The organism is Negativibacillus massiliensis (genome assembly GCF_900148495.1).
Taxonomy (GTDB): domain Bacteria; phylum Bacillota; class Clostridia; order Oscillospirales; family Ruminococcaceae; genus Negativibacillus; species Negativibacillus massiliensis.
In genome coordinates, this window is the sequence record NZ_FTRU01000006.1 from 138366 (window position 1) to 163356 (window position 24991).

Below are 24991 nucleotides of genomic sequence, written 5' to 3' on the forward strand. Positions count from 1 at the left end.
TTAATTACATATTATCATCACTGTCATCATCAATGCCAAAGTCGGAGAACTCATCCAGCAGGCTGCCGAAATCATCGTCGTCCTGCATATCAGGATGTTCCATAGCAAAGCTGTCCTCAAACTCGGAATCAACTGCGACGGTCTCGCTTTCAAAGGTAGTTCCGTCGTCTTCTTCCTGATAACGCTCATTGCCGTTAAAGCCCATATCGTCATCCAGATCCTGTTTGAGATCGATCTCCTCGTTGTTCTTATCCAGTACCTTAACATCAAGCGACAGAGACTGAAGCTCTTTGATGAGTACCTTGAAGGATTCCGGGACACCTGGCTTCGGAACGTTTTTGCCTTTTACGATAGCCTCGAATGTCTTTACACGTCCGACAACATCGTCCGATTTTACTGTCAGGATTTCCTGCAGGGTGTAAGCAGCACCGTAAGCTTCCAGTGCCCAAACCTCCATCTCACCGAAACGCTGACCACCAAACTGAGCTTTACCACCCAGAGGCTGCTGGGTTACCAGCGAGTATGGACCGGTGGAACGGGCATGGATCTTATCGTCTACCAGGTGATGCAGCTTGAGGTAATACATGTAACCAACGGTTACCGGGTTATCAAATGGTTCACCGGTACGTCCGTCATAAACGGTTGTCTTACCGTCGCCGCGTAAGCCTGCCATTTCCAAACATTCTTTAATATCATTTTCGTTTGCGCCGTCAAAAACAGGTGTCATGATCTTCCAGCCCAATTCAGCAGCAGCACGTCCCAGATGGACCTCAAGTACCTGACCGATGTTCATACGGGAAGGTACGCCCAGAGGGTTCAGAACGATGTCCAGCGGACGACCGTCAGCCAGGAATGGCATATCTTCCTGAGGAAGGATTCTGGAAACAACACCCTTGTTACCATGACGACCTGCCATCTTATCGCCGACAGAAATCTTACGTTTCTGAGCAATGTAGCAGCGAACGACCATGTTAACACCAGGAGAAAGCTCATCGGAGTTTTCTCTGGTAAATACTTTTACGTCAACGATGATACCGTACTCACCGTGTGGAACACGCAGGGAGGTATCACGAACTTCTCTTGCTTTTTCGCCGAAGATTGCACGCAGCAGTCTTTCTTCAGCGTTGAGCTCGGTTTCACCCTTTGGTGTAACCTTACCAACCAGAATATCACCGGAGTGAACTTCTGCACCGATACGGATAATACCGCGGTCATCCAGTTCTTTGAGGGCATCCTCACCGACGTTTGGAATGTCGCGGGTGATTTCTTCCGGTCCGAGCTTGGTGTCACGCGCTTCGATCTCGTGCTCCTCGATATGGATGGAGGTGTAAACGTCGTCGCGTACCATTCTTTCGTTCAGCAGTACAGCGTCCTCGTAGTTGTAACCTTCCCATGTCATAAAGCCGATCAGAGCGTTTTTACCCAGCGAGATTTCACCATTGCAGGTAGCAGGACCATCAGCCAGTACCTGTCCAACGCTGACACGTTCGCCTGCGCTGACAATTGGTCTCTGGTTGAAGCAGGTTCCCTGGTTGGAACGCAGGAATTTGATGATGTGGAAGTTTTTGAGTTCGCCGTCATCAGTGCGGACAACAACCTTGTTTGCGTCAACGCGGTCAACCACACCGTTTACATCGGAAACAACGCAGACACCCGAGTCAACAGCTGCTTTGTACTCCATACCGGTACCAACGATTGGGTTTTCGGTCTTGAGAAGCGGCACTGCCTGACGCTGCATGTTCGCACCCATCAGAGCTCGGTTGGTATCGTCGTTTTCAAGGAATGGGATCATTGCTGTTGCAACGGATACTACCATCTTAGGCGATACGTCCATGTAGTCTACCTGCTCACGTTCCACGATCTTAACCATGTCGCGGTGACGAACCGAAACCATCTTGTTTGCGAAGGTGTTTTCTTCGGTCAGCGGTTCGTTTGCCTGTGCAACGATGAATTCGTCTTCACGGTCAGCAGTCATATATTCTACTTCATCCAGAACCTTGCCGGTTTCTTTGTCAACACGGCGGTATGGAGCCTCGATGAAGCCGTATTTATTGATTCTTGCGAAAGTAGCCAGATAGGAGATCAGACCGATGTTAGGACCTTCTGGGGTCTCTACCGGACACATTCTTCCGTAGTGGCTGTAGTGTACGTCTCGAACTTCGAAACCTGCACGGTCTCTGGAAAGACCGCCAGGACCCAGAGCGGAAAGACGTCTCTTGTGGGTCAGTTCTGCCAGAGGGTTGTTCTGGTCCATGAACTGGGACAGTGGGGAGGAACCAAAGAACTCTTTGATCGCAGCAACAACCGGACGGATGTTGATCAGAGCCTGTGGAGTGATAACCTCCATATCCTGTGCCTGAGTTGTCATTCTTTCACGAATAACACGTTCCATTCTGGAGAAACCGATTCTGAACTGGTTCTGAAGCAGTTCGCCGACAGAACGGATTCTTCTGTTGCCCAGATGGTCAATGTCGTCGGTGGAGCCAACGCCGTTGCCCAGGCAGCAGACATAGTTGATGGTTGCAAAGATATCGTCCTTGATGATGTGTTTTGGAATCAGGTCATCTGCTCTGTCCACGATCATCTGGCGCAGCTCTTCATCAGAGTTGCAGCTATCCAGAATTTCACACAGTACCGAGAAACGTACCTTTTCATTAACACCGATCTCTTCGAGCTCTTCCTCGGTGTAGCAGGAGGTGTAATCAAGCAGGTTAACCATACCATTGGAGATAACCTTTACGATGCGGTCGCCGCATTTGAGGAATACGGTGTCAACACCTGCGCGCTCGATCTCTTCTGCTTTTGCGCGGGTCAGAACTTCGTCCGGTTCTGCCATCACTTCACCGGTACGACTGTTGATGATTGGTTCAGCAACAATGTGACCGTTGATTCTGGAAGCGATACCCAGCTTTTTGTTGTATTTGTAACGTCCAACACGGGACAGGTCGTATCTTCTAGCGTCAAAGAACAGTGCGTTCAAATGGGACTGAGCGCTGTCTACTGTTGGTGGTTCACCTGGACGCAGTTTTCTGTAAACTTCCAGCAGAGCCTCTTCTGTGTTGTTGGTGCTGTCCTTTTCGATGGTAGCCTGGATTCTTGCATCTTCGCCAAAGAATTCCAGAATCTGCGCATCGCTGGAAAGGCCCAGAGCACGGATAAAGGTTGTTACTGGCAGCTTTCTGTTTTTATCAATACGAACATAGAAGACATCGTTGGAGTCGGTTTCGTACTCAAGCCATGCGCCGCGGTTTGGAATAACTGTTGTAGAGAAAAGTTCCTTACCAGCTTTGTCACGGGATACACCGTAGTACACGCCTGGAGAACGTACCAACTGGGAAACGATAACTCGCTCCGCACCATTGATAATAAATGTACCGCTTGGTGTCATCACAGGGAAATCACCCATGAAGATGTCCTGTTCTTTTACCTCGCCTGTCTCCTTGTTCAGGAGGCTTGCACGAACCCGCAGAGGAGCTGCATATGTTGCATCGCGCTCTTTACACTCTTCGATGGTGTATTTGGGTTTTTCGTCAAGACGGTAATCGATAAAGTCAAGTACCAGATTGCCCTGATAGTCTGAAATCTCGGACATATCTTTAAATACTTCCTTTAATCCCTCCTCAAGAAACCATTTGTAGGAGTTTTTCTGCACTTCAATCAGGTTTGGCATTTCCAAAACCTCATTAATCCGAGAAAAGCTCATTCGAACATTTTTACCCAGATGTACCGGCTTAACATTCACCATAGGCTTATCCACTCCAATCCGCTTATTTTAACAATTGTCTAATGTGTACAACTTTGTTCGGTCAGAATCCATTATTTTGCAAAAAGGTATTGAATTCTTCTTTCTTCTATGCTACAATATGTTTAGTCAACTACACAACTATCCATTTTGATACATTATAATATTATATTGTATTTTGCCGTTAAAGTCAATCTTTCCGGCACCTTTTGTCGTAAGAAAAACTCCGATTTTTTGATCGGAGTTTTGTTTATTTATGCCAAAATTCAACTTTCTATTTCATCTAAGAGTCTTCTTGACAGAGACTCTTTTTTCTGTTTTTCTCAAATTCCTGATACCAGTTTCCCTGATAGGTAAGCTCTCCCTCGTCCCCTTCTGCCAAAAGATCCCATTCTTCCTTTGTCACACTCAGCTCGATCTCTTTCTCTTCCCCCGTGCGGAAGGTCGCATAATAGATGATCCGCACAATCATATTGTTTTTGGCAGATGAATTTTCACGGCGATAGATCGGCTTTTCCCTTTTGGAAATCACCGATGCATGAATCGTGACAACCGGCTCCTTGTCCAGCTTTTTCCTTTGATAGGCAACACCAATCAGTGTCATAATCAATGCACCCACCACACTGATGAGCAAAAACGCTCCCAACACAGCAAGCAACATTCCGAAAATACCAAGCATCAAACAAAATCCTCTCTGTTTTTTTGATTATTGTAACACAGATCCTGCGCTGATACAAGAACACAAACGATCCCATCAAAACAAAAAACCTTCCGGCAAAATACCGGAAGGTTTTTGTTCTTTGTTTAATTAGTCCATCTTAGCAACAAGGAACTCATAGAAACCACGATGTGTTTCATACAGGTCAACCTTGGAGATGATTTCCATTGGAGCATGCATGCACAGAACTGGAACACCGATATCGATGGTGTCAACATCCAGCTCAGCGATGTATTTAGCAACAGTGCCGCCGCCGCCCTGGTCAACTTTACCAAGTTCACCGAACTGCCATACAACGTCTGCATTGTCGAGGATTGCACAAACTTTGCTTGTGAATTTAGCGTTGCAGTCGTTGGTGCTGCTCTTACCACCTGCACCTGTGTATTTAACAACACATACACCGTAGTTGATGAAGGAAGAGTTCTGTTTTTCATAAGCATCTGCAAATGCTGGATCGAATGCTGCGCTTACGTCAGCAGACAGACATTTGGAGTTGGACAGAACGCGTCTTACTGGAACGCCGAATGGCTCAGCCAGATCAGCCAGGAAGTATTCCAGGAATCTGGAGTGCATACCAGTGTTACCGTCAGAACCAACTTCTTCTTTATCAGCGAAGATAACAACAGAAGTCCATTCTGGGTTGGTGTTTGCGATTTCAGCTGTCATTTCAGTGTAGGAGCAAACACGGTCGTCATGACCATATGCGCCGATCATGCTTCTGTCAAGACCGAGGTCTCTTGCTTTGAGAGCTGGAACAACGCTCAGTTCAGCGCCCAGGAAGTCTCTTTCTGTGATGCCGTATTTTTCGTTGAAGATCTTCATCAGGTTCAGTTTAACCTTTTCAGAAGCTTTTTCATCTTTAAACTGTCTGGAACCGATCAGAATATTCATGGATTCGCCCTTGAATGCTTCTGCCAGAGTCTGAGTTCTCTGTTTGGATGCCAGATGTGGCAGCAGGTCGGTTACGCAGAAAATCGGATCGTTTTCATCTTCACCGATGGTGATGGTAACAACAGAACCGTCTTTCTTGTAAACGTCACCGTGCAGAGCCAGAGGAATGGTTGGCCACTGGTATTTCTTGATACCACCATAGTAATGTGGTCTGAGGTAACCCAGTTCTGCTTCTTCAAACAGTGGGCTTGGTTTCAGGTCAAGTCTTGGGGAATCAACATGAGCTGCAAGGATCTTAACGCCTTTTTCGATTGGACGGGTACCCATAGTACCGAAGATCAGAGATTTGCCGCGGTTGTTGTAGTAGAATCTTTCACCTGGCTGATATTTTTTGCCTGGTACAAATTCTTCATAACCGTTTTCTTTCAGCTGTCTGATAGCTTCTCTGACTGCTTCCATTTCGATTTTGGCTGCATCCATATATTTTTTGTAGCCTTCAGCATAATCGTATGCTTTATCGATCTCTTCGTCAGACAGACGGGTGGTACCGTTGACCATCTTCATCATTAATTCTTCCTGGAGCTGCTCGCCTTTGGTTTTTTCCATATCGTTCATCCTCCCGATTAAAATTTTTAGCTGTCCTGAAAATTACATCCAAAACAACCGATATCTACACCGTTTTTAACTTACGGTTAGAAACAAATTTGCTAAGAATAAAGTTTGCGATAGATTTTTTTGGTTTCGGAAACTTTGTTATAATACCATTCTGTATCAGAATAGGGTATTTTGTCAAGTGTTTTTCCATCTTTTGAGTATTCTTCCTGCGAAAGCCAGGAATTTACATTCCCTATTCCCGCATGGTAGGAACAGATCGCCAGCTTTTCATCGCCGGTTTCTTCCAGAAGCAGATGCAGCATATAGGTTCCATACTGAATGGAAACCTCCGGATCAAAGATATCCTCGTAGCTGACACCACTCTCATCCCCCATTCGGTACTGCACCCATTCAAATGCATCTTCTGTCATCTGCATGACTCCGCGTGCATCTGCATGAGAAACCGCATTGGGGTCAAAGTTGCTTTCCACCTTTGCCACCGCATACACAAGATCCCGGTCCACCTGGTATTCCCTGCTGTAACGCTCCACATATTCCCGATAGGTTCTTGGATACAGCTGACGGTAGACACTTTCTGTTGCCGGCTGCAGTGCGGCAAATCCTGCCGCTACCAGAACAACCAGCAAAACAAGCCACAAAAAAATGGATTTTCTTTTCGCAGAACCTGCACGTTTCTTTTTCCTTGCCATCAAAACCTCCACCGTTTAAAAAAGGGGTTTTTACTGCTGTGCCTCCGATGAATTTCCCGCTTCCATCTCTGCTTCCAGTTTGGAAAGCAAAACGGAAGTCTGATTTTTCAGCTCATCGATACTGCCGTTGTTTTCCAGCACCTGCCACGAACGGCTCTTATAATATTCCTCGTCGTGCTGTGCCTGAATGCGTTCATCCGCTTCCTCTTCTGTCAGCTTATCTCGGCGGATAATGCGCTCTTTACGGGACTGTACATCCGCTGTGACCGAAACAACACGGTCACATTCGCGGTCTGCACCGCTCTCAAACAAAGTTGGAGCATCCAGCACAATAATTCCTTCCTGCTGTTCCCGCAGACGTTTTAATTCTCTGCGAATACTGTCGATGATGTATGGAAACATCAGGTTATTTAATTTCTTGAGTTTTTCTTTATCGTTAAAGACAGTGCGCGCCATTTTCTTTCGGTTGAGCGTACCATCCATGTTGATATATTCGCAGCCAAACTCCAGGGCAATGTCAGCGATGCAGGCGCTGCCTGTCTCGACGACCTCCCTTGCGATCTTGTCCGCATCAATTACAACGACTCCGTTTTCCCTAAGATAGTCCGAAACCGTCGATTTTCCTGCACCGGTCTGACCGGTGAGCCCCACGATCATATTTCTCATTCCTGTGATCTATGCCTCACTTTCCCCATCCAGAGTATGTTCCTGATATGCTGCAGCCCGAATCAGGCGGTTATACACCGCAAGACCCACTCCTTGTTTGGATGGACAGCGCGCATACACTTCCTGTGCGCCCCTTTCATCCAATTCTCTAAGTGCTGCAAACAGGTGCTTTGCCTGATCGGTTTCATCTTTACCCAGGCTGATATATGGAACCTGTAAAAAAGGAACATCCTCCTCAAAGCAGAGTGCAAACAGACCTTCTTTCTTCTGGGAATTGACATATTCTGTAAACTCCCTGCTGTCTGCATCCAGAATGGTGATTTTTGCCTTCGGCGCATAGTGCTTGTACTTCATACCCGGAGAATCCGCGCGGACTCCCTCTTTGAGCTTTTCGGTTACCGCTTCATGAATCATCAGATCCGGCAGAAATTCTTTTAACATCTGCGGAGTCACAGCACCCGGACGCAGCAGAATCGGCTTTTCCCCTGCAAGGGAAATAACAGTTGACTCTACGCCCACGCTGCACTCTCCGGCATCCACAATCGCGTCTACACGACCCCAGAGGTCATGCACACAATGCTGCGCTGTGGTAGGGCTTGGGGAACCGGAAAGATTTGCCGAAGGCGCTGCAATCGGTACCCCTGCCTCATGGATAATCGCTCTTGCTACCGGGTGAGCTGGAATACGGATTGCTACCGTTTCCAGTCCTCCCGAAGTTTCCAGTGGGATAATATCCTTTTTCGGCAGAATGATCGTCAGCGGTCCCGGACAAAAACGCCTGCACAGTTCATAATAAACCGGCGGGATATTTTTGGCATAACGCTCTGCCTGGGAAGCATCCTCGATATGGATAATCAATGGATTATCCTGCGGACGTCCCTTTGCCAGAAAGATATTTTTTACCGCATCAGGATTCAGGGCATTAGCACCCAGACCATAAACTGTTTCGGTTGGAAGTGCGACCAGTCCGCCCTGACGGATGATCTGTCCTGCACGGATGATCGCTTCCCTGTCCTGTTTCATTTCCTTTACAGTCAAAATCTGTGTCTCTCTGTGCTTAAAAATTTGCTCTTGCATGGATTTAAGCCTCTTTTCAGCAGACAGTTTAGTTTTCGCTGCCGGTAGCGTTCGAGCTTTCTTTGAGTTTTTCTGCCTGGTCAAAGGTATTGAGTCCATCAAACAGCTCGGTCAGATCTCCGTTGAGTATCTGCTCCAGTTTATACAGGGTCAAGCCAATGCGGTGATCGGTAACACGTCCCTGTGGATAGTTGTAGGTACGGATACGTTCTGCACGGTCACCTGCACCAACCTGCAGTTTTCTTTCGGAAGCAATCTTTTCCTCCTGCTCTCTCTGCATCTTTTCATAGATACGGGAGCGCAGAATCTTCATTGCTTTATCCTTATTCTTGTACTGGCTTCGTTCATCCTGACACTCAACAACAGTACCGGTAGGAATATGGGTGATTCGGATTGCAGACTCGGTCTTGTTTACATGCTGACCGCCTGCACCGCCCGAACGGTAGGTATCGATCTGAAGGTCTTTCGGATTGATTTCAACCTCAACATCATCCACTTCCGGCAGAACAGCAACGGTAACGGTGGATGTGTGGATACGGCCCTGTGTTTCGGTTTCCGGTACACGCTGTACACGGTGAACACCCGATTCAAATTTGAATTTGGAGTAAGCTCCTTCACCGTTGATGGAGAAGCTGATTTCCTTATAACCGCCCAGTTCGGTTGGGTTTGCGTTAAGGATCTCGATCTTCCAGCCCTGGCTTTCTGCATACATCGAGTACATTCTGAACAGGCTGTTTGCAAACAGAGCTGCTTCATCACCGCCTGCACCGCCGCGGATCTCAACGATAACGTTCTTGTCATCGTTCGGGTCTTTTGGAATCAGCAGAATTTTAAGCTCTTCCGAGATGGTTTCGATATCTTTTTTGCTGGTTTCATACTGTTCTTCGATCAGTTCGCGGAAATCCTTGTCCAGACCGCTTTCTTCCAGCATCATTTTTGCCTCGTCCATATCGTTTTTAGCCTTGGTATATTCGCGGTATTTTTCAACGATTGGAGTCAGGTTCTTATACTCCTTCATCAACTCCGCATACTGTTTTGGGTCGCTGACAACATTTGGGTCCATCAACTTGTCGTTGATTGCCTGATAGCGTTCTTCCGCTACGCTTAACTGTTCAAACATCGTTTCATTCTCCTTAAATCTTTTATTCCGTCATTTTCTCTTCTGTTTTGATCCGCCCTCTTTGCAGCTGCCTTTCCTTTACGGCCTGCGGATCTCCCGGATATTTTTCTCTGCCTTACTTCTGGCAACCATGACCTCATGGCCGCAGCCGGTACAACGAAGCTTAAAATCCATGCCGCTTCTTAATACCAGGAACTTGTTTTCCCCGCAGGGATGATTTTTCTTCATAACCAAGATATCGCCAACACGCACGTCCATCTTCTGCGACCTCCTTTTCTCAAGTCCACTATCCGGAAAAATAATCAGGACAACGGTCAAAAATTCCTGCATACAGATTCTATTATAGCAAACAAGCCCTTGTTTGTGCAACAAAATCTTGCACAAACTTTACCACAATCATGCAAAAGAAAAGCATTTTATTCTTTTGTGTCCCTTTGTAAAATTTTGATGGCTACCCTTTTTGCCAGCGCAGACAGATCAGAAATAAATCCATTCTCTCCTGCATATAGATAAACCAGCCATTGACGCTATCTGATAAAACAAAAAACTGTCCAAACCGTTTGGACAGGAGGAGGGAAGAAAAATGACAAACTACTGGCCCGAGGGCTGGCTTGTAAATACCGCACAAAATCACAGTTTCTGTCAAAATATTTCCGGACTTCGGGAAGCACTTCACAGCCAGACTATTCTGGAAGCAAGAGCCTGTGTCTGTACGCCGGAACATGATCTGGTAATCGATTTTGGATTCTGCAAAGGAAAAATCCCCCGCTGTGAAGGCGCTGTCGGGATCAGTGACGGCACCACCCGCGACATTGCGCTGCTTTCCCGTGTCAATAAACCGGTCTGCTTTGTTGTCCAATCTATCGAGCAAAATCCGGATGGTTCCTTCACCCCTATTTTGTCCCGCCGCCTTGCACAACAGAGATGCTTAGAAGAATCGATCCGTCATCTTCACGCCGGAGATATCATCCCCGCACGTGTCACCCATCTGGAAGCATTCGGCTGTTTTGTGGATATTGGCTGCGGCATCCCTTCCCTGATCCCAATCGACTGCATTTCGGTATCCCGCATCTCCCACCCGTCCGACCGATTCCGCACCGGACAGGACATCTATGCCGTCGTCACCGATGTGGACCAGAACCTGCGGGTATCCTTAAGCCATAAGGAACTTCTTGGGACCTGGGAGGAAAACGCTGCACTGTTTTCTTCCGGTGAAACGGTATCCGGCATCGTGCGTTCGGTGGAACACTACGGGGTTTTTGTGGAGCTTGCACCCAACCTGGCAGGACTTGCTGAACCCAAAGATGGGGTGAAGGTTGGACAGCAGGCAAGCGTCTACATAAAGAATCTGATTCCCGAAAAGATGAAAATTAAGCTCATCATCATCGACTCGTTTGACCCACCCGGCGATGTCCCAGCTCCGATTACTCCCCTGCGCTACTTTATCGATTCAGGACACCTAGACCACTGGGTTTATTCTCCTGCTGTATCAAACAAAAAGATCGAAACTTTCTTTGCATAAAATCATTTTTTCGAAAGCAAAAGAGGAACCTTTGCGGTTCCTCTTTTTGTTTTGTGTTAATAGGTCAGGACTTCGTATCCGTCCTCTGTCACCGCTACGGTGATCTCCCACTGAGCAGACAGCTTGCCATCACTGGTTACGACAATCCAATCCTGTCCGTTTTCATCCATGCGGACATTGTGCTTTCCTTCGTTTACCATCGGCTCAATGGTAAATACCATTCCTGGTGCCAGCATCATGTCAGTACCTCTTTTGCCGACATAGCCTACCCATGGATCTTCGTGGAATTCCAAGCCAATTCCATGGCCGCCGATTTCACGGACGATGGTATATCCGTTCTTATGGGCATGGTCGGAAATTGCCTGTGCAATATCTCCCAAAAAGCCCCATGGTTTTACTTCAGCAAGTCCCAGCTCTACACATTCCTTGGCAACTTTGACCAGGTTTGCAGCATTTTCGGAAACTTCACCGATGCAGAACATTCTGGAAGAATCAGAAAAATAACCGTTGTAGATGGTGGAAACATCCACATTGATAATATCGCCGTCCTTTAAGACAACCTTGTCGGATGGAATACCATGGCAGACCTGATCGTTTACCGAGGTGCATACGCTCTTTGGAAATCCTTCATAGTTGAGAGGTGCAGGGATACCGCCCAGACGAGTAGTTTCATCATAAACAATCTTGTCAATCTCTTCGGTGGTCATTCCCGCATGAATCTTTTGTGCTACCAGGTCAAGCACTGCAATGTTGATCTTGCTGCTCTGACGGATGCCCTCAATCTGTTCTGGGGTTTTGATCATCTCATGGGTCGGTACGGTATGACCCTCTCTGCGGAAATGGTCCAGTTTTTCATCAAATTCCATGTGGCAGTGTTTATATTTTTTCTGGCTGCCGCACCAGCATGGGTCGTTGCGGCCCAGTTTTTTCTCAGACATTGTTGTTACCTCCTGTCAAATATTCTTCTCTTGTCAGCGAATAGATACAGTCGTCATGAATCACGCCATTGCGATCTGAAACCGCGTGGCGGATGCAGCCTTCCTTAACAAATCCTAACTTTTCGGCAAGCTTTGCCGAAGCAATATTTTCTGCATAGCACCGCAGGGAAAGGACCTGCACTCCCTGCGCAAATAACATCTCTATCAATGCTTGCATTGCTTCGGTCATATATCCTTTTCTGGCTTCTTTCTGCGCAAGATAATAGGAGAGGGTCTGGGAATAAACCTGATAACGCAATGCATCCCCGCCAAAGAAGCAGGCTCCAATCACCTTTCCGTCTTCCTTTTTCTCAAGAATCAGGGTGCGATCCTGTTCTTCCATCAGTTCTTCCTGCAGCTGCTCCTGATTTTTGGGAGTAGTCGGATTAAACTGAAGAACAAAATCACTGTTTCGAATCGGGAGTAAAGGCACCGCATCCTCCGGTGTGGGAGCTCTCAATATCAAGCGCTCTGTTTCGATCTGTTTCACCCTGTCCTTCCCTTCTTTCCGCAGCAGAAAAAGATATACCAAATCCATCGGCTTTGTTTTTAGTATAACGCACTCCTGCCATCAATTGCAAGATTTGTTTGTAAACTGTATTCAAATCTTTTGTCTAAAAAAGGAACCGGTCACAAAACCGGTTCCTTTTCATTTCTCTTAGTTTTCCATCTTCCATTTTACGCCCTGTGGGGTATCCAGCAGAACGATTCCGCGTGCTTTCAGATCATCGCGGATCTTGTCAGCCAGTGCAAAATTCTTTTCTTTTCTTGCCTGCTGACGCTGCTCGATCAGTGCTTCGATCTCTGCATCCAGATTGTCTTCCTTGCGCTCGTACAAAAGACCCAGAACATCGGTAACCAAACGATCAAACATCTCGCTTGCATAAGAAAGTGCTTCTTTTGCTCTTGGTACTGCAATAAAGGTATTGATATCACGTACCAGATCAAATACTGCTGCGATACCGTCAGCGGTGTTGAGGTCATCGTCCATTGCTTCGATAAACTGTGCCTTTCTGCTGTCTACCTGCTGTTTGAATGCTTCATCTGCAGCAGCATCAGCAGTTTCCGGCAGAGCGTTCTTGATCGCAAAGTCGAGATTGTCGCGGCAGTTGTGCAGACGTTCCAGTGCTGCTTTGCACTGCTCAATGATGGTCAAATTATAGTTGATTGGGCTTCTGTAATGAGCGGAAAGCATCATATATTTGATTGGCTCGTAGCCATATTTCTCCGCTACCTCACGAACGGTAAAGAAGTTGCCCAGAGATTTGCTCATCTTCTTGTTGTCAACGTTGATATAGCCGTTGTGCATCCAGTAGTGGGCATATTCTTTTCCGGTGCAGCACTCAGACTGTGCGATTTCATTTTCATGATGCGGGAAGATCAGGTCCTGACCGCCACAGTGGATATCGATGGTTTCACCCAGATGTTTGTGAATCATCGCGGTACATTCAATATGCCAGCCTGGACGACCCTCACCCCAGCGGGAAGACCAATGTGGTTCTCCCGGTTTTGCGGATTTCCACAGTACAAAGTCCAGCGGATCTTCCTTGTGTTCGCCAACACTGATTCTAGCACCGCTTTCAAGCTCTTCCAGTGGCTGATGGGACAGTTTGCCGTAACCCGGATCTTTCTTGGTGCGGAACAGAACGTCGCCGTTTGCTTCGTAAGCAAAGCCCTTGTCTTCGAGGGTTTCCACGATGTGTTTGATCTCATCGATGGTTTCGGTTGCCTTTGGATGAATGGTTGCTTCGCGGATACCAAGGCCTTTGGTATCGGTCAGGTATTCGTTGATGTAACGCTCTGCGATTTCCTTTGCAGTTACGCCTTCTTCGTTTGCCTTTTTGATGATCTTGTCATCGATGTCGGTAAAGTTCTGGACAAAGGTAACATCGTATCCTTTAAATTCCAGATATCTGCGCATAGTGTCAAATACACAGATTGGACGTGCGTTGCCGATGTGGATAAAGTTATATACAGTCGGTCCGCAGGCATACATTTTTACCTTGCCCTGCTCGATCGGCACAAATTTTTCTTTTTCTCGGGTTAGAGTGTTAAATATTTTCATAGAGAATCTCTCCTTTCAGCTGCTGTACTACTGTATGCGGTGATCTTTCGATTCAGTCTATGGACACCATCGGATATTTTCCACATTTTGATCTTGATAACGTGAAAAACTCCGCCCCCACCTGCCAAATGGCAGATGAAGGCGGAGTAATAATTCCGCGGTTCCACTTCAAATTTATCGCTTTTCCCTTTAACGCAGGAGGTACGTTCCTCTATACTCGGCTTGCTTTCCAGAGGACAGCTCGCAGGTGCATTCAAAAAGATTCCTGCCCTGACCGGCTCTCACCTGTTCCGGTCTCTCTGTCGGGGGAGCTTCTTTTCTACTCTTCCTGGGTCATCGCTTTTTTGGGTTTTCCACTGTTTAATCAGCGTACCACATTTTCGTTTTGATTGCAAGAGGAAAAGCGCCCTGCTTTCAAAACTTTCTTTCCGTCCCCAATTACAAAAATACGGTTGATTCCCCCTGTATCGGGGTCCATAATTTCTCCGACCTGCACTCCGCCGCAGTGTATAATCGTTTTTTCCGAAGCAATGTTTTCCTGATCACAGGTAACGATCACCGGATTAATTCCCTGTCCTTGCAATATTTCTACTGCCATCCTCATCATCTTGGTTGCATAACCCTTTCTGCGCTCCGATGGGCGGATTCCATAACCGCAGTGCCCATTAATCCAAAGACTCTCTCCCTGCTCCTGTGGTCGAATACTGATAGCCCCCAACAGTCTTCCGTCCTCCCGTACCAGGAAAAAGAGATTCTGCCCCTGCTGTTTCTCCGCTGCGAGCCATTCCAGCCACTTACTCTGGGAAAGTATTGGGTTTTGTATACAGGGACAGCGCCGCAGCGTTCCCGGATGAATTTCTTCCCCAGATTCCTTCCATTCCTTCAGAAGTTGTATATATTGTTCTCTGTGTTCCCAAGATGGGCTAAGCAGTTTTACCTCCATACTTTCTCCTTTCTGTCTGTACTAAAACAAAAAGCTGCCGGCAAATGCCGACAGCCTTTATTCTTATTTTGCCTGAGCAATCAGGGCACGGTTTTTCCACAGATAATTGAAACCGGAAAGGAGGGTCAGCGCCAGAGAAAGAATCATCAGCGCAATATGGATGCCGGTGCACACACTCTGCATTCCAATCGACATAGTATCGATAAAGTTTGTCATCAAGAGTGCGTAGCAAATCCACACCATGGTGGTAGCGGTTTTATACTTGCCCCATTTATCTGCCGCAATGACGATGCCCTTGCCCGAAGCAATCAGTCTCAGCGAGGTGACCAGAAATTCCCTTGCCAGAATCAAAATCACAATCCATGCTGGAGCCAGTCTTAATGGGATAAAATAGATCAAGGCTGCTGTTACCAGAATCTTGTCTGCCAGCGGGTCCATAAACTTTCCAAAGTCGGTGACCAGATTATACTTTCTTGCGATCTTTCCGTCCAGCATATCGGTAAGAGATGCCAGAACAAACACCACAAATGCCCACAAAATATGGTTAGGCAGACTGTTAAGCTCGATAAACACCATGAATACTGGAATCATCAGGATTCTTAACATGGTCAGTTTATTCGGTAAATTCATATTAAAACCTTCTTTACTTTTCGTCTGGTTCGGTCTGACGTCCGATCAGGTCATATCCAACCGAGTCGAGAATCTCTACCCAGACAAAATCGCCTGGTTTCACATCTTCATATTCGCTTACGAAGCTTGTTTTGGTATCAATGTCCGGCGCATCCATATAGCTTCTGCCGACATACATCTGCTGCTCGTCATCATAGCCCTCGACCAGAACCTCCAGCTTTTTGCCGACCAGAGATTTGCCCAGTTCAAAAGCAATTCCCATCTGTTCTTCCATGACAAGGTCTGCACGATGTCTTCTTACCTCTTCATCGATCTGGTCTTCACGTTCCCCAGCCGGAGTATCTTCTTCGGTGGAATAAGCAAAGCAGCCCATACGTTCGAAACGTACCGCACGGACAAACTCAACAAGCTGTGCAAATTCTTCTTCGGTTTCTCCCGGGAAGCCTGCGATGAAGGTTGTTCTGAGCACTACGCCCGGAACCTTGTCTCGGATTCTCTGCATCAGAGCGGTCAGCGACTCAAAGCTGCCGTTGCGGTTCATCTCACGCAGAACCTTTTCATTTGCGTGCTGGAGCGGAAGGTCGATATATTTTACTACCTTTGGTTCTCTTGCCATCACTTCCAGCAGACTGTCGGTCACACGATCCGGGTAACCGTAAAGAATACGAATCCAGTGGAAGCCGTCAATCTTGCACAGCTCGGTCAGCAGTTTATCCAGAGAATATTCCCCGTACAAATCCTGACCATATTTGGTGGTGTCCTGTGCAACGAGGTTGAGTTCTTTGACACCGCTTTCAGCGAGACCTCTTGCCTCTTCGAGGATATCTTCCATCTTTCTGGAACGGAAGCCCCCACGAATCAGCGGAATTGCACAGTAGCTGCACTTGTTGTCACAACCTTCTGCAATCTTTAAGTATGCCGAATATTTTTCGGTGCTGAGCACTCTGTCACCGTTGAGCGGCAGATCTGCCTTATCACCAAATGCGGTGACACGCTGTCCATCCAGTGCTTCCTTGACTGCTTTTGCAATCTCGGTATTTTTGCCGATACCAAGCACAACATCCGCTTCTGGAATCTCCATAGCCAGTTCTTCGCGATAACGCTCAGCAAGACAACCGGTAACTACCAGAACCTTGACCTTACCCTGTGCTTTCAGCTGGGCAAACTCAAAGATGGTTTCAATCGACTCTTTTTTTGCGTCCTCGATAAATCCGCAGGTGTTGATGATGACAACATCACACTGCTCCGGGTCTGCACACAGTTCATAACCGTTATTTACCATCAGGGCAAGCAGGATTTCTGCATCGACCTGATTTTTGGAACAGCCTAAGGATACCATTCCTACTTTTACTGCCATAATTTCTTCCTTTCCAAAATTTATGATTATTATTCCTCTTCTAAAATCTCGTCTAAAACCCGTTTGATATCTCCGTAATGATAGCCCTTTCGCATGAGTCCGCGAATCGCTCTGTCCTTCCCCTTCTGCTCGCCCAGCACACTTTTGTACTTTTTGAGCAGCAAGGTTCGGATCTCTCCCTCGATGTCCCGTTCTTCCAAAGATTCCTCCTCTTCGGATTCTTCTTCGGCATCTTCCTGCATCCTGGAAAGCAAAACGCTAATCTGTGAGCGGATGTCATCCGGCTCATACCCTAAGCGCATCAGAGCAGCAAATGCCCTGCGCCGTCCTTTTTCCTCTTTGAGGGAGCAAGCATATTTTCTTTCCAGAATTTGAGCAATTGCCTGCTGCTCATCAAAATCGGAAAACTCCTCCATGACATCTTCGATATCATTTCGGTCAATTCCCCGGGCAGCAAGTTCCTGCCGGACCCTCGTCGGAGCATAATGCTTGATTGAAAACAGATCTCTTGCGCAGCGAAGCGCATAGTCTGCATCATTGATTAGTCCCAGCTCTTCCAAACGGTCGAGCACATCCTCCACACAGTCTTCGGAAAAATCCCGTGCCAGACGCTCGCCCAGCTGTTTTCGGGTAAAGGACTTGTAAGACAAAAGTGAAAACGCCTTTTCCCTTGCTTTTTGGTACTGGGTTTCGCTTTTGAGCTGTTCATACTGCGCAGGAGTAAACTTTTGCCCGACCTTCAGCTTGTGCCGGAGCAAGGTTTCTTCATCCACCGAGAAATCAAAAGTATCATCAAAAAAGACAGCCATCCGGCCCTGTCGGGTTTCCTTCAGGGCCGTGATGGTTTTAAAATTGGGCTGCATTATTTATCGTCTGCTTCAATGTCGATGATCTTGCTGGAAGAACTTCTCTGTCCACCGAAATCCTCATCGAGATCCGGCATGCTGCTGACTGGAGCTTCATCATCCATCGGCATTTCGTCACGATCCACCAGTGCTGCTGTTGGAGCAGAGGTGTCTGTATCTGCATCCTCTTTGCCCTTCTTCTTTGCTCCACCTTTGGACATGGACAGCAGTTTGTCCTTCTGTGCCATAACTTCCTGTGCGATCTTCTCACAGAATTCCGGATTATCTTTCAGGTACTGTTTTACCTTATCTCTTCCCTGACCGATACGGTTGTCCTGATAGCTGTACCAAGAACCGGATTTCTTGATGATATCCAGTTTCACTGCAAGGTCGATAACCTCGCCCTCACGGGAGATACCTTCGCCGTACATGATATCGAACTCTGCTTCTCTAAACGGAGGAGCAACCTTGTTCTTAACGATCTTAACCTTGGTCAGGTTACCGATAACATCGCTACCCTCTTTGATTGGATCTTTCTTGCGAATATCCATGCGGACAGAGGAATAGAATTTGAGCGCACGTCCGCCCGGGGTAGTTTCTGGATTTCCGTACATAACGCCGATCTTTTCACGCAGCTGGTTGATAAAGATGCAGACTGCGTTGGATTTGGAGATAGCGCCGGTGAGCTTTCTGAGAGCCTGAGACATCAGTCTTGCCTGCAAGCCAACAAAGGAATCGCCCATCTCGCCTTCGATTTCCGCCTTGGTAGTCATCGCTGCAACCGAGTCGACAACGACTACATCGATAGCACCGGAACGAACCAGTGCTTCACAGATTTCCAGTGCCTGTTCACCGGTATCTGGCTGGGAAACCAGCAGGGAGTCAATATCAACACCGAGAGCCTGTGCATAAACTGGGTCAAGTGCATGCTCAACGTCGATGAATACAGCCTCGCCGCCCATCTTCTGTGCTTCGGCAACGATGTGCAGGGCAACGGTAGTTTTACCAGAACTTTCTGGTCCATAGATTTCGATGATTCTTCCGCGCGGAACGCCGCCGATACCGAGTGCGATATCCAGCGAAAGAGAACCGGTCGGAATTGCTTCTACATTCAGGGATGAATTTTGACCAAGCTTCATAACAGCGCCTTTACCGAACTGTTTTTCGATCTGTGCAAGGGCTGTTTGAAGGGCCTTTTCTTTTTCGGATTCTGCCATATTGTCCTCCTGTTCTTATTAAAACCATTGTGTGGATATTTACTATTTGAGCTTCTTCTTATTATATTATATCACACCATAAAAATCAACGGAGCTGCTTTCTCTTTGTAAAAGAAAAGCAGCTCCGCCTTTTTGATACAGGATATCATGACCCTGTCTACTCCGTTTGTTTTAACTTCTCCTCCTGCTCATTTTGTTTCGACAAAACAGATTGCAACAGCATTTCGACAGCCTGCGTTCTTGTGATTTGTCTGCTTTCTGCAAACCGGTCAATTCTTTCCAACAATGTTTTCTTCATCCTAACAGAAATCTGCTTTTTCATTTTTTACTCCTTCACAAATGTTAATACTCATTTAAAATGCATTTACATTATAAGCGAATTTTATATTCGATTCAAGTGTAATTACATTTTTAATTTGTTCTTTTTTTGCTTATCCTTTTCTATTCTTGAGATAACATTATGACAAGGAGGTTCAAAAATGGCGATTGACTATCAACTTTTGGGGAAAAGGGTACTTCAACTTCGTAAAGAAAAGGGCTGGTCGCAGGAACGTCTGGCAGAAAAATCAGGTATTTCAAACAATTATGTTTCCAATATTGAAAACTGCTACTCCATTCCCAGTTTGGAAACACTGATGAAACTTTGTGATGCTTTTCAAATCACACCTAATGATTTATTACTGGGTGTTTCTCAGGAAAATAAATCCTATCTAAATCGGGATATCGCAGAACTTCTTGAACAATGTTCTGCTCAGGAGAAGAAATATATTTATAAAATTATAAAGGTGTTTCTATCCGAACATCCAGAGGTATAAAAAAGAGCTGACCTTCTTGGTCAGCTCTTTTTCTTATCTTCAGTTTTCTTTTAACTACCCGTCTTTGCGCCGTAGGCGAAATGGGTGCAGGCTCAGCCTGCCGAAAACTTCCCACTGGGAACTTTTCGGGGTCAGTCTGTTCGATTCGGTAGTTTGTGAAAACCCTTTTTATCGCAAAGGGTTTTCACACTTTCCTAAATGCTCCTGACGATAAAGATTCCGCCTTCTGCGGAAGGCAGCCAAAGGCTTCGCCTCTGGACACCACCACCTTTTGAAAAAGGTGGACGAAAACTTTTATTTTTCCCAAACGAGCGAGTGTGTTAACACGAGCGATCGCCGTGTATGGAAACTTTCATTTCACACAAAACCAAAGCGCGAAACAGTGTGCAGATTCAATCTGCTAAGCTTCTGGATATTCGGCTCTCGGACCACCGATAAGCTTCGGACGGCTGCGAACAAAGGTTACATGCGCGCCGCCGATTTCCTTGAGATCCAGTCGAACCGGAATCTGTACGTGCTTGATGTGCTGTCCGATAAAGGTATCGCCGATATCCATGCCGGCTTTTGCAACTACATGTTCAACCATAACCGGATCTTCTGCTCTTGCATAAGCCGCTACCGAGCAGGCACCACCCGCATGAAGAGCTGGTTTTACGGTGACAATTTCAAAATTGTATTTTTCTGCTGCTTCTCTTTCGATCACGAGCGAACGGTTGATGTGTTCGCAGCCCTGAACGGCAAGGTAGATTCCCTTTTCTTTCAGGATTGGCAGAATCGCATCAATAACAGCTTCGCCGACTTCCTTGCTGGAAGCCTTACCGATATGTCCGCCGCAGATTTCGCTGGAGCTGCATCCCAGTACAAAGACATCGCCCGCTTTTAAGTTTGCCACCTTCAGCAGTTCTTCAGTGACGTGTGCCACCTGTTGTTTGATAAGCTGTAAATCAAGTTCCATGATAAGCAACTCCTTTCTTTGTATGATTTTATTGTTTTAGGTATTCCGCACTCTGCGGAAGGCGACCAAAGGCTTCGCCTCTGGACACCACAAACTTTTGTGTACAAAAGCTCGACCAAAAACTTTTGTTTTTGCTGCAGCGAGCGCAGTCGGAGACAAGCGACCTGCGCGAGAGCGAGGCTCTTCAGCTTGCACTTAACCGACAACGCGAACCGCGTGCAGGCTCAGCCTGCCTATGGACGGATAACGTCTTTGCCGCCCATGTACATTCTCAGAGGCTCTGGAATGCGAACAGAACCGTCATCGTTGAGGTTGTTTTCCAGGAATGCAATCAGCATACGAGGAGGTGCAACAACGGTGTTGTTGAGGGTGTGCGGCAGATAGGTCTGTTTTGTTTCCTTGTTCTTAACGCGGATTCCCAGTCTGCGTGCCTGTGCATCACCCAGATTGGAGCAGCTGCCAACCTCAAAGTATTTCTGCTGACGTGGGCTCCATGCTTCTACGTCAAGGCTCTTAACCTTCAGGTCAGCGAGGTCGCCGGAGCAACATTCCAGAGTACGAACTGGAATATCCAGAGAACGGAAGAAGTCAACAGTGTTGGTCCACAGTTTCTTGAACCATTCCATGCTTTCCTCTGGTTTGCAGACAACGATCATTTCCTGTTTCTCGAACTGATGGATGCGGTAAACGCCTCTTTCTTCGATGCCATGTGCACCAACTTCTTTTCTGAAGCATGGGGAATAGCTGGTCAGAGTCTGTGGGAGCTGGGATTCATCAAGGATAGTGTCGATAAATTTACCGATCATGGAATGTTCGCTGGTACCGATCAGGTACAGGTCTTCGCCCTCGATCTTGTACATCATGTTTTCCATCTCAGCAAAGCTCATAACGCCATTTACAACGCTGGAACGGATCATGAATGGAGGAACATAATAGGTGAAACCTCTGTCGATCATAAAGTCTCTTGCATAGGACAGGATTGCAGAGTGCAGTCTTGCAATATCGCCGCACAGATAGTAGAATCCGTTGCCGCTTGTTCTTCTTGCACTGTCAAGGTCAATGCCATGCAGACGTTCCATAATATCAACATGATATGGAATTTCATAATCCGGAACAACTGGTTCGCCAAAACGTTCTACCTCAACGTTCTCGCTGTCGTCCTTACCGATCGGAACAGACTCGTCGATGATGTTTGGAATAACCATCATACGTTTTTTGATTTCTTCGGTGAGCTGTTCTTCTTTTACTTCCAGATCAGCCAGCTCCTGAGCCATTGCAGTTACCTGTGCTTTTACCTGTTCTGCTTCTTCTTTCTGGCCTTTTGCCATCAGTCCGCCGATCTGTTTGGACAGGGTGTTTCTCTGACCGCGCAGATAGTCACCTCTGGATTTTGCATCGCGGAACTGGGTGTCCAGCTCCAGAACTTCGTCAACCAGAACCAGTTTTTCGTCTTGGAATTTCTTTTTAATATTTTCTTTGACAAGGTCAGGATTTGCTCTGACCAGTTTGATATCCAGCATGCTGATATCCTCCTTACCAAAATACAACAAATTTTATGTGGAAAATAAAAAAACCTCCCGTCCACCCATGGGACGAAAGGAACTTTTCCGTGTTGCCACCCAAATTGCAGAAAAATTTTCTGCCTCTTTCTTGGCGCGTTACAGGGCGCCACCCCTTAGCTCATCGCTAAACGCTCCGGAAGCGGAAATCATCGCCCTGTTTACCGGCTTGCACCTTCCGCCGGCTCTCTGCAAAACGATCAGACGATCATCTTTTCCATCACTGCGCTTTGTGGTTGTTCTGTTGTTTCCAAGGATATTATATACCCCGTTTGCCTTTTTTGTAAAGTCCCTTTTGTATAAACCACCGTAAAATTCATGATTCTGACGAGAAAAAGACCTGCCTTTCCCGAAAAAAGCAGGTCTTTTGTTGCTTTTATTCTTTTGTTTTAGATTTTTGCTGCTTACAAAATCTATTTAACCAGAATTTCACTGCTTTGCGGTGTTGATTCTGTTCCCTGAATCCAGCCATCCTTTACAGTAAAGACTGTCCGGTTTACTTCCTGCTGGTAGGTAAATCCATTTTCATCCTGTACCTTCATCACAAAGGTCACGATGTCTCCGTCCTGGATATTTTTGATTTCCCCGCTCCAGCTCATCGGTGCGTTTCCGCTGTCATTGTTCCATACCTTGTAAACTTCGCCGGATTTCTCCACCAAAGCAGCCTGCTGCGCATCCTCTTGCGTTTCTTCTTTTTCTCCAAGCGTTTTGGTAATCACTTCCTGATCGTTTAAGTAGATGCTAACTGTGCCACCGGTCATTTTCGGTTCGTTGCTCACTCCGCCGGCATCATAGCTGGTCATCAGATTAACCGATGCAAACGCACTGTATTCAATCGAAGATTTATCCTCCGATTTTACCGAATAGGAATCAAAGCCGCCGCTCATCTGCGGATGCAGCAGATTTAATCCCCATGCAGAATACTGATTCTCCAGTTTTTCCTGACGCACAACATCGCCATCCTGAACTTCAGCGCTTAAACTGATATAGTCCACCAGCGGAATGGTAAGGCTTGCCTCATATACACCAGATTCCACACGGACAGCATCTGCCACCTGCTCTTCAAAGCCTTCACAGTCAAACACCATATCATATCCTTGTCCTTTTGCGGAATAACCGCTGTAACGAACACGAACCTGTGTCTGGTCACTGTATTCCTTTGGCATGATGCGGATGGTCATCTGCATACTCTGATCTTTCTGGTTGCACTCTCCCCAATTTACCGAGTAATCGGAAACAATGCTCGCATTTTTCTGCGCGCTTTCGGTAATGGTGGTAATAGCAGAATTTAAGGTAGAATTGATATCACTGTCGATGCTGGTCACAGAATGCTGCACCGCGCTGACATTTTGCTCCAGCTGGCGCACCCGCATTAAAGTGACTGCCGAAAAGCCGGTGGATAGAACAGCAACCGCACACAAACACGCAATCGCTATTGTCTTTAAATTTTTGTTCATAAAAGTCCTCCTGAAGGTTTCTGTCCTGTTTCCTCTTTTCCCTCTTAGTATATCGGATTTTTCCTTTTATTTCAAGGATGATTTGCATACCATAAATTTCCATAATATAATCGTTCTGTAAACTTTTTAAAATCGTAAAAGAAAGATGATCCCTCATTCTATCCTTTTGTTTAAAATCGGACATGATAATCACTTTAACCTTCTTTTCTTGATACAACATCATCTCATTTAACGGATAGTTTTTTCCTTTGCCGCATACACTCTGGTAAAAGGAGGAACTGCCATGAAAATCATCGTCTTTCGGGCTAAGACATTGCTTATTATCTGTCTTATAATCGGTGTTCTGCTAAGTACGCTCTACACACCTGCGGTTCAATCGGTATTTTCGGCAAGCAATGGGAGATCACTTCCCATCTATTCGGTACAGACTGAGGAAAAAAAGGTTGCCATCGGTATAAACTGTGCCTGGGATGACAGCGATATTCCTGCTATGCTCTCCTGCCTTGCTGAGCAAGAGGTTAACGCAACCTTTTTTCTGCTGGGAGAATGGGCAGAAAAATATCCGGTTTCTGCCGCGACCATCACTAAAAGCGGTCAGGAAATCGGCAGTCATTCCTATTCCCATCGAGATCTGGACGGTCTGTCTCAAAGCGAAATTTTAAATGAGATCTCCCAATCACAGCAGAGCATTCAAAATGCCTGCGGCCAAACTCCTGTTCTCTTCCGTCCACCTTCCGGCAGCTATAATGATACTGTCATTGACTGTATCCATCAAAGCGGCTGTATTCCGATTCAGTGGAGCATCGACACCCTGGACTGGAAAGGGCTCTCCGCACAGGAAATTGCTGACCGTGTTTCTGACAAACTTTCTCCCGGCGCGATTATTCTGCTCCATGCCGGTGCCAAACATTCTGCATCTGCTCTCCCTCTCATCCTTCAGCAAATCAAAAGTCAGGGATACGAAATCGTCCCTGTCGGCGAATTAATTTATCCTAATAGTAAACTAGTTGATCCTTCTGGTATGCAGTTAAAACCGTAATTTTATTCTTTTAAAATTTCCTTTTTGCTGATTGCAAAAAGGAAATTTTTGTATTATCATAATTTCTTCGTAATATTGGCTTTGTTTTTTCT

At 46.5% G+C, this 24991-nt stretch carries 23 protein-coding genes and 1 other annotated feature; of the genes, 3 read left to right on the plus strand and 20 right to left on the minus strand.

Annotated features, from left to right (window positions below):
- Positions 1-4: 4 nt before the first annotated feature.
- The 8 genes from rpoB to BQ5375_RS02145 all read right to left on the minus strand — a co-directional run bounded on the left by rpoB (position 5) and on the right by BQ5375_RS02145 (position 9776).
- Positions 5-3745, minus strand: coding sequence for a DNA-directed RNA polymerase subunit beta (gene rpoB / locus BQ5375_RS02110; protein WP_022133007.1), 3741 nt, complete (start codon positions 3743-3745; stop codon positions 5-7).
- 280 nt (positions 3746-4025) lie between these two features.
- The gene (locus tag BQ5375_RS02115; RefSeq protein ID WP_022133006.1) at positions 4026-4421 is read right to left on the minus strand and encodes a DUF2500 domain-containing protein; all 396 of its coding nucleotides are present in this window, start codon (positions 4419-4421) and stop codon (positions 4026-4028) included.
- Between the two features lie 129 nt (positions 4422-4550).
- Positions 4551-5966 (minus strand): aminopeptidase, encoded by a 1416-nt coding sequence (locus tag BQ5375_RS02120; RefSeq protein ID WP_076917339.1) that lies wholly within the window; start codon positions 5964-5966, stop codon positions 4551-4553.
- A 92-nt stretch (positions 5967-6058) separates the two neighbouring features.
- Complete coding sequence (locus BQ5375_RS02125; RefSeq protein ID WP_022133004.1) at positions 6059-6655, minus strand: lytic transglycosylase domain-containing protein; 597 nt, start codon at positions 6653-6655, stop codon at positions 6059-6061.
- Between the two features lie 30 nt (positions 6656-6685).
- Positions 6686-7312, minus strand: a complete 627-nt coding sequence (coaE, locus tag BQ5375_RS02130; RefSeq protein WP_022133003.1) for a dephospho-CoA kinase — start codon at positions 7310-7312, stop codon at positions 6686-6688.
- A gap of 18 nt (positions 7313-7330) precedes the next feature.
- The gene (locus BQ5375_RS02135) at positions 7331-8398 is read right to left on the minus strand and encodes an L-threonylcarbamoyladenylate synthase (protein ID WP_022133002.1); all 1068 of its coding nucleotides are present in this window, start codon (positions 8396-8398) and stop codon (positions 7331-7333) included.
- Positions 8399-8426: 28 nt separating this feature from the next.
- Positions 8427-9518 carry a peptide chain release factor 1 gene (gene prfA / locus BQ5375_RS02140; protein WP_022133001.1) on the minus strand — a complete coding sequence of 364 codons (1092 nt, stop codon included), beginning with the start codon at positions 9516-9518 and terminating at the stop codon, positions 8427-8429.
- Between the two features lie 78 nt (positions 9519-9596).
- Complete coding sequence (locus tag BQ5375_RS02145) at positions 9597-9776, minus strand: DUF951 domain-containing protein (protein WP_022133000.1); 180 nt, start codon at positions 9774-9776, stop codon at positions 9597-9599.
- Positions 9777-10101: 325 nt separating this feature from the next.
- Between BQ5375_RS02145 and BQ5375_RS02150 the strand changes: the two genes are divergently transcribed.
- On the plus strand, positions 10102-11040 hold the full coding sequence (locus tag BQ5375_RS02150; RefSeq protein WP_022132999.1) for a S1 RNA-binding domain-containing protein: 939 nt from the start codon (positions 10102-10104) through the stop codon (positions 11038-11040).
- A gap of 56 nt (positions 11041-11096) precedes the next feature.
- Here the strand turns inward: BQ5375_RS02150 and BQ5375_RS02155 are convergent, their stop codons facing one another.
- The 9 genes from BQ5375_RS02155 to BQ5375_RS14300 all read right to left on the minus strand — a co-directional run bounded on the left by BQ5375_RS02155 (position 11097) and on the right by BQ5375_RS14300 (position 19396).
- Positions 11097-11978, minus strand: a complete 882-nt coding sequence (locus tag BQ5375_RS02155) for a methionyl aminopeptidase (RefSeq protein ID WP_022132998.1) — start codon at positions 11976-11978, stop codon at positions 11097-11099.
- Positions 11971-12507 carry a GNAT family N-acetyltransferase gene (locus BQ5375_RS02160; RefSeq protein ID WP_022132997.1) on the minus strand — a complete coding sequence of 179 codons (537 nt, stop codon included), beginning with the start codon at positions 12505-12507 and terminating at the stop codon, positions 11971-11973. The genes BQ5375_RS02155 and BQ5375_RS02160 overlap by 8 nt, the downstream gene beginning before the upstream one ends.
- A 168-nt stretch (positions 12508-12675) precedes the next feature.
- Positions 12676-14082 (minus strand): cysteine--tRNA ligase, encoded by a 1407-nt coding sequence (gene cysS / locus BQ5375_RS02165; protein WP_076917341.1) that lies wholly within the window; start codon positions 14080-14082, stop codon positions 12676-12678.
- Between the two features lie 134 nt (positions 14083-14216).
- Positions 14217-14428 (minus strand) — a binding site (T-box leader).
- 18 nt (positions 14429-14446) lie between these two features.
- Positions 14447-15025: a GNAT family N-acetyltransferase gene (locus tag BQ5375_RS02170; RefSeq protein ID WP_022132994.1), complete on the minus strand. Its 579-nt coding sequence runs from the start codon at positions 15023-15025 to the stop codon at positions 14447-14449.
- A gap of 63 nt (positions 15026-15088) precedes the next feature.
- A complete protein-coding gene (gene pgsA, locus BQ5375_RS02175; RefSeq protein WP_022132993.1) occupies positions 15089-15655 on the minus strand; it encodes a CDP-diacylglycerol--glycerol-3-phosphate 3-phosphatidyltransferase in 567 nt (188 codons plus the stop codon).
- A 13-nt stretch (positions 15656-15668) separates the two neighbouring features.
- Complete coding sequence (gene rimO / locus BQ5375_RS02180) at positions 15669-17012, minus strand: 30S ribosomal protein S12 methylthiotransferase RimO (protein WP_022132992.1); 1344 nt, start codon at positions 17010-17012, stop codon at positions 15669-15671.
- A 29-nt stretch (positions 17013-17041) separates the two neighbouring features.
- Positions 17042-17875 carry a regulatory protein RecX gene (locus BQ5375_RS02185; protein WP_022132991.1) on the minus strand — a complete coding sequence of 278 codons (834 nt, stop codon included), beginning with the start codon at positions 17873-17875 and terminating at the stop codon, positions 17042-17044.
- Positions 17875-19074, minus strand: a complete 1200-nt coding sequence (gene recA / locus BQ5375_RS02190; protein WP_022132990.1) for a recombinase RecA — start codon at positions 19072-19074, stop codon at positions 17875-17877. The genes BQ5375_RS02185 and recA overlap by 1 nt, the downstream gene beginning before the upstream one ends.
- A gap of 157 nt (positions 19075-19231) precedes the next feature.
- A complete protein-coding gene (locus BQ5375_RS14300; RefSeq protein ID WP_022132989.1) occupies positions 19232-19396 on the minus strand; it encodes a hypothetical protein in 165 nt (54 codons plus the stop codon).
- A gap of 157 nt (positions 19397-19553) precedes the next feature.
- Between BQ5375_RS14300 and BQ5375_RS02195 the strand changes: the two genes are divergently transcribed.
- Positions 19554-19889, plus strand: a complete 336-nt coding sequence (locus tag BQ5375_RS02195; RefSeq protein WP_022132988.1) for a helix-turn-helix domain-containing protein — start codon at positions 19554-19556, stop codon at positions 19887-19889.
- Between the two features lie 400 nt (positions 19890-20289).
- Here the strand turns inward: BQ5375_RS02195 and BQ5375_RS02200 are convergent, their stop codons facing one another.
- The 3 genes from BQ5375_RS02200 to BQ5375_RS02215 form a co-directional block, all read right to left on the minus strand.
- Positions 20290-20844, minus strand: coding sequence for a TIGR01440 family protein (locus tag BQ5375_RS02200; protein WP_022132011.1), 555 nt, complete (start codon positions 20842-20844; stop codon positions 20290-20292).
- 233 nt (positions 20845-21077) lie between these two features.
- A complete protein-coding gene (gene serS / locus BQ5375_RS02205) occupies positions 21078-22364 on the minus strand; it encodes a serine--tRNA ligase (RefSeq protein WP_022132010.1) in 1287 nt (428 codons plus the stop codon).
- Positions 22365-22816: 452 nt separating this feature from the next.
- Positions 22817-23860, minus strand: coding sequence for a hypothetical protein (locus BQ5375_RS02215; protein ID WP_022132009.1), 1044 nt, complete (start codon positions 23858-23860; stop codon positions 22817-22819).
- Between the two features lie 283 nt (positions 23861-24143).
- On the opposite strand from BQ5375_RS02215, the gene BQ5375_RS02220 reads away from it, so the two are divergent.
- A complete protein-coding gene (locus BQ5375_RS02220) occupies positions 24144-24899 on the plus strand; it encodes a polysaccharide deacetylase family protein (protein WP_022132008.1) in 756 nt (251 codons plus the stop codon).
- The last annotated feature ends 92 nt before the right edge of the window (positions 24900-24991 follow it).